We start from the raw sequence: 13,165 nt of genomic DNA on the forward strand, positions 1-13,165 counted from the left end.
TCGGGGTCATGCCTGACTTGGCAGCGGAGCGGTAGAGCAGGTCGCTGAAGCAGTGGCCTGTAACGCCGGGATCGAGGGTTCGAGCCCTGTCCGCTCCGCCAGTTACGAGAAGGCGCATCCTCGGATGCGCCTTTCTTCTATCCGGATTCTACCCACGCTCCACGGTTGCCAAATTTTTGAAGTTCAACCGTTTCTGGGGGACGCATGCTGCAGAATATCAGGGACAATTCACAAGGCTGGATTGCCAAGACCATTATCGGGGTCATCGTTGCACTGATGGCTTTGACCGGTTTCGATGCCATTTTCAAGGCCACCACGCACACCAACGATGCGGCCAAGGTCAATGGTGAAGAAATCAGCCAGAACGAGCTGAGCCAGGCCGTTGACATGCAACGCCGTCAGCTGATGCAACAGCTGGGCAAGGACTTCGATGCTTCCTTGCTTGACGAAAAAATGCTCCGCGAATCGGCCCTCAAGGGTCTGATCGATCGCAAGCTGCTGCTGCAAGGCGCAGAACAGTCGAAATTCGCTTTCTCCGAAGGTGCACTGGACCAGGTGATCCTGCAGACCCCTGAATTCCAGGTGGACGGCAAGTTCAGCTCCGAGCGCTTCGACCAGGTGATCCGTCAACTGGGCTATACCCGCATGCAATTCCGCCAGATGCTGGCTCAGGAAATGCTGATCGGTCAGTTGCGTGCCGGTGTGGCTGGCAGCGGTTTCGTCACCGACGCCGAAGTGCTGGCCTTTGCCCGTCTGGAAAAACAGACCCGCGATTTCGCCTCGCTGAACGTCAAGGCCGACCCTGCCGCAGTCAAGCTGACCGACGATGAGGTCAAGGCTTACTACGACGAGCACGCCAAGGAATTCATGACCCCTGAACAGGTGGTTGTCGATTACGTCGAGCTGAAGAAGTCTTCGTTCTTCGACCAGGTTGCCGTGAAGGACGAGGACCTGCAGGCGGCGTATCAGAAAGAGATTGCCAATCTGTCGGAACAGCGTCACGCGGCGCACATCCTGATCGAAGTCAACGACAAGACCACCGATGCTCAGGCCAAGGCGAAGATCGAAGAAGTCCAGGCGCGTCTGGCCAAGGGCGAGAAATTCGAAGCGCTGGCCAAGGAGTTCTCGCAGGATCCGGGTTCGGCCAACAATGGCGGTGACCTCGGTTTCGCAGGTCCTGGCGTCTACGATCCAGCCTTCGAAAAAGCCCTGTACTCGCTGAACAAGGACCAGGTGTCCGAGCCGGTGCGTACCGACTTCGGTTATCACCTGATCAAGCTGCTGGGTGTTGAAGCGCCTGAAGTGCCGACCCTGGCCAGCCTGAAAGACAAGCTGACCCGCGAGCTGAAGACCCAACAGGTTGAGCAGCGTTTCGTCGAGGCGACCAAGCAACTGGAAGATTCGGCGTTCGAAGCATCTGACCTGGCTCAGCCAGCGGCTGATCTGAAACTGACCGTGCACACTTCCAAGCCGTTCGGCCGTGAAGGTGGCGAGGGTATCGCGGCCAACCGTGCTGTGGTGGCGGCTGCCTTCAGCCAGGAAGTGCTGGAAGAAAACGCCAACAGCACCGGCATTGAGCTGGATCCGGAAACCGTGGTTGTGCTGCGCGCCAAGGAACACCTGAAGCCTGAGCAGTTGCCGCTGGAAGCCGTGAACACGGCAATCCGTGCCCAACTGACCAAAGAGCACGCCAGCGCTGCTGCCAAGACCAAGGCTGATCAGTTGATTGCCAGCCTGCGCGATGGCAAGACTCCTCTGGACAAAGCGGTTGATGGTCAGAACTGGAAGGTTGTTGCTGCGGCGACTCGTGCTCAGGAAGGGGTTGACCCGACTGTGCTGCAGGCGCTGTTCCGTATGCCGAAACCAGTGTCCAAGGACAAGCCGACTTTCAGCAGCGTGACGTTGCAGGACGGCAGTCTGATGATCGTGCGCCTCAATGGCGTGAACGAAGCGGTGGCGCCGACTGATGAAGAGAAGGCGCAGTACCGTCGCTTCCTTGCTTCTCGTGAAGGGCAGCAGGACTTTGCGGCGTTCCGCAAGCAGTTGGAAAGTCAGGCGGACATCAAGCGGTATTGATGTTTGACTGAGTCGTGACAGGAAAGCCCCGATCTGATGGTCGGGGCTTTTTTTTGGCCTGGTTTTTTGGTCGTGGCGGCCCAGCCGACCATTCCCCCACTGAACAAACCCAATCGCCCTGTGGGAGCGAGCCTGCTCGCGAAGGCGGCCTGGCAGCCACCCACCCCCTCACAATCCCAATCAAGCAAACCCATGCCCCCGCGCCCTGACTGCCGCACCCAAGGTCAAAACCAGCAGCCCCACCACAATCCACGGAAAGCCCCCAACTCCCAGATTCCCCAGCAGCAAACCACCCGCCAGCCCACCCCCGGCAATCCCGACATTCCACAGCGTCACCAGCATCGATTGCGCCGTATCGGCAGCCTCTCCAGCGGATTTTGCCGAGGCAGTCTGCAGCAGGGAGGGCATCGCGCCGAATGCCAGGCCCCACACGGCGACCGCGCTGTAGACCACTGACGCCGATTCACGCCACAGGCCGAGGGCGATGGCCGAGAGCATGAACAGCACCGTGCTGATCAGCACCAGTTCGCGCAGCCAGCGATCGATCAGGCTGCCGACGATCCACAGACTCAGCACCGAGGCCAGACCGAACACCAGCAACACCCGATCGATATCACTACCCAGTCCCGATGGTTGCAGGAACGGTGCGATGTAGGTGTACAGCAGGTTGTGGGCGACCACGTAGGACAGGGTTACGAACAGCACTGAGCGCACGCCGGGCAGGGTAAAGACCTGACGCAAGGGCAGGCGTTTTCCTGTGCGTTCGCCGGCGAAATCCGGCACTTGCAAACGCACCCAGATCACCAGCAGTAGCGTCAGTGCGGTCATGATGGCGAAGCTCAGGCGCCAGCCCACCAGGGTGCCGAGCAGCGTGCCGGCCGGTATGCCCAGCGACAGTGCAAGCGGCGCGCCCAGCATGGCGACGGTGATCGCCCGGCCTTGCAGGTGGGGGGCAACCATGCGGCTCGCATAGCCTGCCAGCAGCGCCCACAACAGTCCGGCAAAGACCCCGGCGAGCAAGCGTGCGATCAACGTCAACCAGTACAGCTCCGACAGGGCGGTGATGCTGTTGGCGATGGCAAACCCGCCGATGGCTGACAACAGCAATGGTCGACGACGCCAGCCTCGGGTGGCGATGGTCAGCGGGATGGCCGCCAGCATCGAGCCGATGGCATACAGCGTTACCAGTTGCCCGATCAGCGCCTGTGAGACATTCAGGCCCGCGCTCATTTGTGGCAACAGGCCGGCGGGCATGGCTTCGGTCAGCACCGTGATGAAGCCGGCGGTGGCCAGGGCCAGCAGGGCGCCAAGGGGTAATCGTTCGCGTGCCTCGGCCGGCTGGGTGAGGTCTGCGGAGGTCAGTTGTGCATCGTTCATGAGTCAGCGTCCATTTGCCCAAGAGGGTGAAGGCCATAGGCTAGGGCGCTGCGCATTAGAGAAAAATGGGTTACGGTTCCGAACATATCGGACACAAGTGTCGTGAATGGGAGGATCGGGATGGACAGCCTGGGCAGTATTTCGATGTTTGTGCAGGTCGCCGAAACCCGCAGTTTTACCGAGGCCGGGCGGTTGCAGGGGGTCTCGTCTTCGGCGGTCGGCAAGAGTATTGCGCGGCTCGAAGCGCGACTCGGCGTACGGCTGTTCCATCGCACCACTCGCAGTATCACGCTGACCAGCGAAGGCGCGCTGTTCCTGGAGCGCTGTCGCAAAATTCTCGCCGAGGTGGAGGCGGCCGAGTTCGAGCTGTGCAATTCGGCATCACAGCCGCATGGCAAGCTGCGCATCAGCCTGCCGCAGGTGCACGGACTGGTGATGCCGGTGATGAACGCGTTCATGGCGTTGTACCCGCAGATCGAGCTGGATCTGGACCTCACCGATCGTATGGTCGACGTGGTCGAGGAGGGCTTCGATGCGGTGATCCGTACCGGCAAACCGCGGGATTCACGGTTGATGGCACGGCCCCTGGGTGAATTTCACATGGTGCTGGTGGCAAGTCCGTCGTATCTGCAGCAGCGCGGTGTACCGCAGGCACCTGCCGATCTGGCAGAGCATGCCTGCCTGCGGCATACCTTCCACGCCACCGGCAAGCTGGAGCCTTGGCCGTTGATCCGCGAGGAGGGCGTGCCTGAGCCGAGTTTGCCGACGCGGCTGGTCAGTACCTCCATCGAAGCCGTCAGCCATGCCGCCCTCGCCGGGATGGGCATCGCCTGCCTGCCGGACTTCATGACCCACGAGGCGGTGGCGCAAGGACGCCTGCAACGAGTCCTCGATGAGCATCTGCAACATGTCGGTCAGTTCTGGGTGTTGTGGCCTTCAAGCCGCCATGCAACCGCCAAATTGCGGGTATTCATCGATCATTTATCGGTGCGGCTTTTTCCAGACGCTCATCATCGGTAAAGTTGTAACTGTTTTAAGACACTAATCCATACGCCGCGGGGCCGCGATATGTAGCACAATACGCCCCGGACCGTTTTCCCTCAGGATGTTTAATGTTGATTTCAACTCCCATGCGTGTCGTTGGGTTGGCGCTGTTGTTGACCGCTGTTGCCGGCTGTTCGAAAGACAAGCCGATCTATGAGCATGAGAATTTCGACGATTCCGGTACGTATTCTCGCAATTACCCGGTGGCCGATGTCGCCAGTTGCGAGGCGGCCCGTCGTGCGCTGCTCAGCCAGGGCTACATCATCACCAGCAGTGACCCGAAACTGGTCAGTGGCCACAAGAGCTTCCAGCAGACCGGTGAAACCCACCTGGAAATCAGCTTCAACGTAGTGTGTGCCGAAGACGGCAGTGCCAAGCACCATGCCACGGTGTTCGCCAACGCCTTGCAGGACCGCTATGCGTTGAAGAAGACCAACAACTCCGCCAGCCTTGGGGTCGGCGTGTTGGGTTCGGTGTCGATGCCGATCGGCTCCTCGGACGACTCGATGGTCAAGGTTGCCAGTGAGACTGTGACCTCGCAGAAATTCTATGAGCGTTTCTTCACCCTGGTTGAGCTGTTCCTGCCGGCCGATGCGAAGAAAGCCGCGCACATCGAAGAAAAGCCCAAGACTGATCTGGGTGTGCCGGAGCCGAAGCCTGCCGCTGTAGCGCCGACAACTCCTGCAACACCAGCGCCCGCAGTAGAGACAGCGCCCGCGCCACCTCCGGCAGGGATTGTCGAGCCAGCCCAGACCATCACACCGGCAGCCCCGGCAGCGACACCCGCGCCAGCCCCGGTTTCACCGGCGCCGGTGGGTTCCGAGCCGGTGGTGCCGCCGGCCGAGTCTGCGCCGATCACTCCGGCGCCGAGTGCAGACCCTGCACCGGCCACCGAGACGATCACGCCGCCGGCCAACCCGAGCAATATTCCGCCGCCCTCCGAGCCGATTCCTGCGATGCAGTAACCGGCCAACAAGCTGCGAACCCTGTGGGAGCGGGCTTGCTCGCGAAAGCGTTGTATCAGTCGACATAGGCATTGACTGGCACTGCGCCTTCGCGAGCAAGCCCGCTCCCACAGTTGTTTCTGCAACATGTGAAATCTCGTTACATTCCCCCGACAAAAATCCCGCGATAAATTCCTGACCACCTGCTACGTTTTATTCATGAAGGCCAGGTTTCACTTTTCCTTCATACGGGCACGATATGCTCGAGGCACTGGTCATTTGACCGGGCTATTTTTCAAGCGGGCAGTAGGGGGATGACACGATGGACGACTATCAAGAAGAACTGCTCGAATACCAGGCGTTTGAACTGGATCAGCCAGAGCCGGCCGAAGACGCCACCGAGTTGTAAGGTATCAGGCGCTTTTGCGGTGACTGCGGCGAAACTCGCCGGGTGTCTGACTGCTCCAGCGTTTGAAGGCGCGCTGAAACGCCTCGGCTGAAGCAAAGCCCAGCAGGTAGGCAATCTCGCCGAACGCCAGTTCGGTGTCGCGAATGTAGGTCATTGCCAGGTCGCGGCGGGTGTCATTGAGGATCGCGCGAAACTGCGTGCCTTCCTCGGCCAGTTTGCGTCGCAAAGTCCAGGTCGGCAGCTTCAGGCGTGCCGCCACTTCTTCCAGATCGGGTTCCCTGCCACCATTGAGCAACGGCCCCAGCAACTGAGTGATGCGTTCACGCAGGCTGCGGGTGCGGGTCAATTGCTCCAGTTCCCGCTCACACAATGCAAGCAAATGCTTCCAGGTACTCGGGCAGTGTTCCGGGTTGCGCAGGGCCAGACTGTTCAGGTTCAGACGCAGTTGATTGCGTTCGGCACCGAACTGGATCGGGCAGTCGCCCAGTACGCTGTAGGCATCGCGGTAGTCCGGCTGGTCAAACTCGATGTCGATACGCTCGGCCCGCAGTGGCTCGCGGCCGACGCTGGACAGCTGATGCAGCCAGCCGGCGATGATCGAATCCACCACAAAGCGGTTATAGGCGTTGTACGGGCTGATCGAGTAGAAGCGCAGCCACGCGCCATGGGCGTCTTCGTGAAAACTCGATTGCCCACGGTAGTTGGAGCCATACAACGGCTCGAAACGGATCAGGCAGCGGGCCGCTTCGCGTACGGTCGGCGCTTGCGCGGCGGTGACTCCGGCGAGTCCAGCCTGGCTCAAGCGGCTGAGCTGGCCCATGCGCAGGCCCAGCGCAGGATCGCCGGTCAACTGGATCGCGCTGTGCCCCAGACGCATGTAGCGCGGGATCGAAAGCCGCGCACCGGCCTCGGCCAGTCGCGCGGTGTCCAGGCCATATTGTTCGAGCAGCGGTTGCGGATCGGCGCCATGGCTGCGCACCGCATCGGCAAGGCTGTGGACGAAACCTACCGACAGATCCCCAAGGCGCATCGGCAGTGGTTTCATGGCTTACAACCAGATATTCAGCAGGCGCGCGCCACGGGCCTCGCCATCGGCGAATTGCTGACCGTTGCTGCTGAGGAAGCTTTGCCCCGCACTGGGCTTGTCCCAGAACTGCCCGCGCAGGAACACGCTCATGCCGGCGATCGCACGGCTGCTCGGTGGCTGCGCAGTCAGGGTCAGGCGATGCCAGGCCTGGCCTTCACTGATTTCCCCGGGCTTGAGGCTGACCGAGTCCGGTGTACTCGAACCCTTGTAACCGCCCCACGGCTGGTTCCACGCACCGTGACCGACCACAAACGCCGGAACCGCCACCAGTTGCGCGCCGAGTTCGTCGAGTTGGCGATAGTTGTCCGGGTACCAGCTGTCGCTGCCGATCAGCACGCCGAGACGCCCGGCCGGGGTGTCGATCACGGTGATCGCATGCTCGTCTTCGCTTTCGATCACGTCGCGTTGTTCGAAGATCGGGTGCATCTGCCGCTGGGGCTGGCCCAGTGGCGCGCCATCACGGCCAAACACCACGCTGCTGTTGAACAGCGAACCGCTGCCGGGCTTGAGTTGGCCATCACGGATGCTCGGCTCGGGCAGCACAATGGAGCCGGCCACCAGCGTTACATGGAACTCTTTGGCAAGACCGCCGAACAGGGCCTGGTAATCCTTGGCCATGGCCTTGGACTTCATGCGCAGGTGCGCGTCGTCGAGGCGGTTCTCGCCCTTGGCGCTGAGCCAGGCGCGGGCGAACAGCAGCGGATTGCTCGCCGCCAGCCAGTTCATTGCTTCAGCGAGGGTGGGAGCCTGATACAGCTCGTCTTTCTCGCCGCTGATCATCAGCCAGGTGCCGACATGCTCAGGCAGGACCACCACGGTTTTTTCGTTCAACAGCCCCTGATCCTGCGCCTGCTGCAGATAGGCCGCGAGTTTGCGGTGCAGGCGTTCAGGGCTTTGGTAGTCGGTAGGAAACAGTTCTGGCTGAATCCCCAGCAAGTTGCCGCGATCGGCCGGTGTGCCCTGATCGACCGCCAGTTTGATGCGCAGGTCCGACAGGTAATGCCCCGCCGGCCGGTCCGCCGCCCACATGGCGTAGGTGGTAAGGGCGGCAACGATGGCCATGGAAAAGAACAGGTACAGAAGTTTGCGCATGAAAACCAACAACAACCGGGTACAGAGAGTGGCAACTAGGGTAGGGCGCATGCTCGCGCTTGCCAAGGGGCGCTGCGCATTTGGATCAATAAGTTGTCAGTTTCGGTCATTGAGTGACAGCAGTGCGACTCTTAGGCTGTCGAACATGACTGACGGGGGACGCAGAGCTCCCGCAATTTCCGTGATCGCTCGTTGTGGAGTTACCGATGACCGCCGCTCATTACCCGCACCTGTTGGCCCCGCTGGACCTGGGATTCACCACGCTGCGCAACCGCACCCTGATGGGCTCGATGCACACTGGCCTTGAAGAGAAACCGGGCGGCTTCGAACGCATGGCGGCCTACTTCGCCGAGCGCGCCCGTGGCGGTGTCGGCCTGATGGTTACCGGCGGCATTGGTCCGAACGACGAGGGCGGCGTGTACTCCGGCGCGGCCAAGCTGACCACCGAGGAAGAAGCGCTCCAACACCGCATCGTCACCCGCGCGGTGCACGAGGCGGGCGGCAAGATCTGCATGCAGATCCTCCACGCCGGGCGTTATGCCTACAGTCCGAAACAGGTCGCGCCGAGTGCGATTCAGGCGCCGATCAACCCGTTCAAGCCCAAAGAGCTGGACGAGGAAGGCATCGAGAAGCAGATCAGCGACTTTGTTACTTGCTCGGTGCTGGCGCAGACCGCTGAGTACGACGGTGTGGAAATCATGGGTTCGGAAGGTTATTTCATTAACCAGTTCCTCGCCGCACACACCAACCACCGCACCGACCGCTGGGGCGGCAGCTACGAGAACCGTATGCGCCTGCCGGTGGAAATCGTGCGCCGCGTGCGTGAAGCGGTCGGCCCGAATTTCATCATCATTTTCCGTCTGTCGATGCTCGATCTGGTCGAGGGTGGCAGCACTTGGGAAGAGATCGTGACCCTGGCCAAAGCCATCGAGCAGGCCGGCGCGACTATCATCAACACCGGTATCGGCTGGCACGAAGCGCGGATCCCGACCATCGCCACCAAAGTGCCGCGCGCGGCGTTCAGCAAGGTCACCGCCAAGCTGCGCGGATCGGTGAACATTCCGCTGATCACCACCAACCGCATCAACACCCCGGAAATCGCCGAGCAGATTCTCGCCGAAGGCGACGCGGACATGGTTTCGATGGCGCGGCCATTCCTCGCCGACCCGGACTTCGTCAATAAGGCAGCAGAAGGCCGTGCCGACGAAATCAACACCTGCATCGGCTGCAATCAGGCGTGCCTCGATCACACCTTCGGCGGCAAACTCACCAGTTGCCTGGTCAACCCGCGTGCCTGCCATGAAACCGAGCTCAACTACCTGCCGGTGCAGCAGATCAAAAAGATTGCCGTGGTCGGTGCCGGGCCTGCCGGTTTGTCTGCCGCGACCGTGGCTGCCGAGCGTGGCCATCAGGTGACCCTGTTCGATTCGGCCAGCGAGATTGGCGGCCAGTTCAACATCGCCAAGCGAGTACCGGGCAAGGAAGAGTTTTTTGAAACCCTGCGCTATTTCAAGCGCAAGCTGCAAACCACCCACGTCGAGGTGTGCCTGAACACCCGCGTCGACGTGGCGAAACTGGTTGAACGTGGCTACGACGAAATCATCCTTGCCACCGGCATCGCGCCGCGGGTGCCAGCGATTCCCGGCGTGGAGAACGCCAAGGTGCTGAGCTACATCGACGTGATCCTTGAGCGCAAACCTGTTGGCAAACGTGTCGCAGTGATCGGTGCAGGCGGTATCGGTTTCGACGTCTCGGAATTCCTCGTGCATGAAGGCGTGGCCACCAGCCTGGATCGCACCGCCTTCTGGAAAGAATGGGGCATCGACACTCACCTGGAAGCACGGGGTGGCGTGGCCGGGATCAAAGCCGTACCTCATGCGCCGGCCCGCGAAGTATTCCTGTTGCAGCGCAAGAAAACCAAGGTCGGCGACGGTCTGGGCAAGACCACCGGCTGGATCCATCGTACCGGTCTGAAGAACAAGCAGGTGCAGATGCTCAACAGCGTTGAATACCTGAAGATCGACGACGAAGGCCTGCACATCCGCATCGGCGAAGCCGGCGAGCCGCAAGTGCTGGCGGTGGACAACATCGTGATCTGCGCCGGCCAGGATCCACTGCGTGATCTGCAGGAAGGTCTGGTGGCAGCGGGGCAGAACGTGCACCTGATCGGCGGCGCCGATGTCGCGGCGGAGCTGGATGCCAAGCGTGCAATCAATCAGGGTTCGCGCCTCGCCGCTGAACTTTAAGCTCCGCCGCTTAACCTGTGGGAGCGAGCCAGCTCGCGAAAGCGGAGTGTCAGCCAATACACATGTCGACTGACACGACGCCTTCGCGAGCAGGCTCGCTCCCACAGGGTTTGTGTTGTTCACAGATTCGGTGAGCACCATCGATCCAATGCAGGAGCGAGCCTGCTCGCGACGGCTGCTGATGAGCGACTAGAATGCCGGCTCTGTCCAGATCGAATCGCCGCCCATGCTTTTGCCTCCCTCCGATTGGCTACCCCAAGCCCCTCTCGAACGGCTTCAACTCGACTGGCTCACCCACGCCGCCATCGAAGTCGCGATCCTGCGTCTGGATCAGATCGACCCGCTGATCAGCGGCAACAAATGGTTCAAGCTCATCGAACACCTCAAGGTCGCTGACCGCGCCGGCGCGCAGGGCATCATCAGCCTCGGTGGCGCGCATTCCAATCATCTGCATGCGTTGGCGGCTGCCGGTAAGCGTCTGGGATTCGAAACCGTTGGCCTGTTGCGCGGGCATCCGCAGCAGACGCCCACGGTGACGGATCTGCAGGCGTTCGGCATGCAATTGCACTGGCTCGGTTACGGCGGCTATCGGGCGCGGCATGAACCGGGTTTCTGGGAGCCTTGGCAGGCGCAGTACCCGAATCTGCACGCAGTACCGGAGGGCGGTGGCGGATTGGCGGGTGCCTTGGGCTGCAAGGCGCTCAAGGAACAGGTGAGCGCGCAATTGAGCAAGCTGGGCTGGCGCGACTATCACGCTTGGTGGCTGGCTTGCGGCACCGGGACGACACTCGCCGGGCTGGTGCTCGCCGAGGCCGGGGAGCATCCGGTGTACGGCGCGCTGGCGGTGCCTGATGATCATGGCGTGGCACCGCAGGTTGAGGCGATTGTGCGGGAAGCGGGACTGAGTGCGGCGGACTACGCGTTGTTCGATGCGAGCCGGGGTGGCTTCGCCAAGGTTGATCCGGTGTTGCTTGAGTTCATCGAGCATGCTGAACAGAGCAGCGGCGTCCCCTTGGAGCCGCTGTATACCGGCAAGGCGTTATTGGCGCTGAAGCAGCAGGTTGCAGCGGGCAGGTTCGAGCAGGGCACGCGGCTGATCTTCGTGCATACGGGAGGGTTGCAGGGGCGTCGAGGATTCATCCCCGGCAGTTGAACGTCTGTGGCGAGCGAGCAAGCTCCCTCGCCACAGGGGAATTTCACCGAGGCCATGTTCAGCCGCGCTTGGGCATCATCCGCAACAACGTGTTATCGCCCACCACATAATGGTGATAAAGCCCCGCCAGCGCATGCAGGCCGATCAGCCAGTAGCCGGTGTTGCCGATCAACACGTGCCAGTGCTCCACCTGCTTGGCGAAAGCTTTGTCTTCATGGACCAGCAACGGCAAGTCGAAACCGTAGAACATCACCTGATGCCCCTCGGCGCTGGTGATCAGCCAGCCGAGAATCGGCATGCTGATCATGAACAGGTACAACAGCCAGTGCATCACCCGCGCCAACAGGGTTTGCCACTGCGGCGAAGCCGGGAAGATTTTCGGTGCCGGGCCAATGCTGCGCGCCACAAGGCGAAACCACACCAGCACGAACACGGTCAGGCCGAGCATGTAATGCACTTCGCGGATCAGCGTGCGCCCGCCACTGCCTTTGGGAAAGATCCCGCGCAACTCCATGCTGGCATACACCAGCACCAACAGGACCAGCATCAGCCAGTGCAGCAGGACGGACACGGTGCTGTAGCGTGATTCGGAACTTGTCCACGGCATACGGTATTTCCTCACAGATCAGGGTCACTACTGCCGCTCTTGTGCGACGGCATGCTTTAACTGTAATCCGCTTTGGCGGATTTGCCTGATGCTGATCGGTCTTTCAATGCGCTGAATCAGGGGTTCTGCTGCTTTTTCATGAAAAAACGCCAGTGTCGTAAAGACTCTGGCGTTTTTTAGTGCTGCAACGAACTGCGTAAGTGGCGCGATCAGCTCGATTGCGGCATTTCACCCTTGGCCAGGCGTTTGTTGATGTCGGCAATCACCTCCGGCAAATCGCTGATGGTGTCGATCATGTAGTGCGGGCGCGAACTGGCGAACAGCGCGTGGATGCGCTCGCGCTCGCTGGCCAGTTCGTCGCTGCCCAGCGCGCGGTAGCCGGCGTAATCCAGGCCCAGCGCATTGCCCGAGCAGATCAGCGCCACGGTCCACATCCCGGCACGGCGGCCTTCGAGAATGCCCGGCACGGTGTCGTCGATCTTCACGCAGGCGCCGACGTCGTCGATGCCCAGCGCGATCACGTTGGCCAGGGCCTGAGCCGGCCATGGGCGACCGTTCGGCACTTCGTCGGTGGCGACAACATAGTCGGCGACGTAGCCGTTGGTGGCGGCGAGGGCCACGACCTTGTCCATCACCTGTTTCGGGTAGCCGGAGCAGGAACCGATCTTGATCCCTTGCTGGCGCAGGTTGGCGATGGTTTCCAGCGCGCCGGGAATCAACGCCGAGTGTTCGGCGATCTTCTCGATCTGCAGCGGCATGAAGCGGTTGTAGATCGCGGTCACGTCATCGTCGGTCGGGGTGCGGCCGAACGCTTTGCGATAACGCTCGGCGACCTGCGGTTGGTCGCACAGGGTGCGGATGTGGTCCCACTTGCCCATGCCCATCGGGCCACGGGCCTCTTCGATGGAGACCTGAACGTCGAACTCGGCGAAGGCTTCGACGAAGATCTGGGTTGGCGCGAACGAGCCGAAATCGACCACGGTGCCTGCCCAGTCGAGGATGGCGGCTTGCAGTTTGTTTGGGTTTACATAGTTCATGGCAATCAATTCCTGAGTTGGCAATGCAATTCAAAATGGTGGGAGCGGGCTTGCTCGCGAATGCGCTGGCACATTCAACATTGATGGCGGCTG

10 protein-coding genes are annotated in these 13,165 nt (G+C 61.2%); 5 read left to right on the plus strand and 5 right to left on the minus strand.

Annotation, left to right across the window (positions count from 1 at the left end; all coding sequences use genetic code 11):
- The first annotated feature begins 204 nt into the window (after positions 1–204).
- On the plus strand, positions 205–2,076 hold the full coding sequence (locus tag U862_RS0102330) for a SurA N-terminal domain-containing protein (protein WP_025108916.1): 1,872 nt from the start codon (positions 205–207) through the stop codon (positions 2,074–2,076).
- Between the two features lie 180 nt (positions 2,077–2,256).
- Here U862_RS0102330 and U862_RS0102335 read toward each other — a convergent pair whose 3' ends face one another.
- Complete coding sequence (locus tag U862_RS0102335; protein ID WP_025108917.1) at positions 2,257–3,453, minus strand: MFS transporter; 1,197 nt, start codon at positions 3,451–3,453, stop codon at positions 2,257–2,259.
- A 120-nt stretch (positions 3,454–3,573) separates the two neighbouring features.
- On the opposite strand from U862_RS0102335, the gene U862_RS0102340 reads away from it, so the two are divergent.
- Both U862_RS0102340 and U862_RS0102345 read left to right on the plus strand, forming a co-directional pair.
- Positions 3,574–4,473, plus strand: coding sequence for a LysR family transcriptional regulator (locus U862_RS0102340; RefSeq protein ID WP_025108918.1), 900 nt, complete (start codon positions 3,574–3,576; stop codon positions 4,471–4,473).
- A gap of 92 nt (positions 4,474–4,565) precedes the next feature.
- Positions 4,566–5,462 carry a DUF2242 domain-containing protein gene (locus U862_RS0102345; protein WP_025108919.1) on the plus strand — a complete coding sequence of 299 codons (897 nt, stop codon included), beginning with the start codon at positions 4,566–4,568 and terminating at the stop codon, positions 5,460–5,462.
- A gap of 392 nt (positions 5,463–5,854) precedes the next feature.
- Here U862_RS0102345 and U862_RS0102355 read toward each other — a convergent pair whose 3' ends face one another.
- Positions 5,855–6,895 (minus strand): AraC family transcriptional regulator, encoded by a 1,041-nt coding sequence (locus tag U862_RS0102355; RefSeq protein WP_025108920.1) that lies wholly within the window; start codon positions 6,893–6,895, stop codon positions 5,855–5,857.
- A gap of 3 nt (positions 6,896–6,898) precedes the next feature.
- Entirely contained in the window at positions 6,899–8,029 is a 1,131-nt protein-coding gene (locus U862_RS0102360) for a nitrilase-related carbon-nitrogen hydrolase (RefSeq protein WP_025108921.1), read from the minus strand.
- Positions 8,030–8,235: 206 nt separating this feature from the next.
- On the opposite strand from U862_RS0102360, the gene U862_RS0102365 reads away from it, so the two are divergent.
- Positions 8,236–10,275, plus strand: a complete 2,040-nt coding sequence (locus U862_RS0102365) for an NADPH-dependent 2,4-dienoyl-CoA reductase (RefSeq protein WP_025108922.1) — start codon at positions 8,236–8,238, stop codon at positions 10,273–10,275.
- A 226-nt stretch (positions 10,276–10,501) separates the two neighbouring features.
- Positions 10,502–11,428, plus strand: a complete 927-nt coding sequence (locus tag U862_RS0102370; protein WP_025108923.1) for a 1-aminocyclopropane-1-carboxylate deaminase/D-cysteine desulfhydrase — start codon at positions 10,502–10,504, stop codon at positions 11,426–11,428.
- Between the two features lie 58 nt (positions 11,429–11,486).
- Here the strand turns inward: U862_RS0102370 and U862_RS0102375 are convergent, their stop codons facing one another.
- The gene (locus U862_RS0102375; protein ID WP_025108924.1) at positions 11,487–12,035 is read right to left on the minus strand and encodes a cytochrome b; all 549 of its coding nucleotides are present in this window, start codon (positions 12,033–12,035) and stop codon (positions 11,487–11,489) included.
- A 209-nt stretch (positions 12,036–12,244) separates the two neighbouring features.
- Positions 12,245–13,072 carry a phosphonoacetaldehyde hydrolase gene (gene phnX, locus U862_RS0102380; protein WP_025108925.1) on the minus strand — a complete coding sequence of 276 codons (828 nt, stop codon included), beginning with the start codon at positions 13,070–13,072 and terminating at the stop codon, positions 12,245–12,247.
- Between the last annotated feature and the right edge of the window lie 93 nt (positions 13,073–13,165).

This window comes from Pseudomonas sp. H1h (genome assembly GCF_000633255.1).
In the GTDB taxonomy this organism is placed as follows: domain Bacteria; phylum Pseudomonadota; class Gammaproteobacteria; order Pseudomonadales; family Pseudomonadaceae; genus Aquipseudomonas.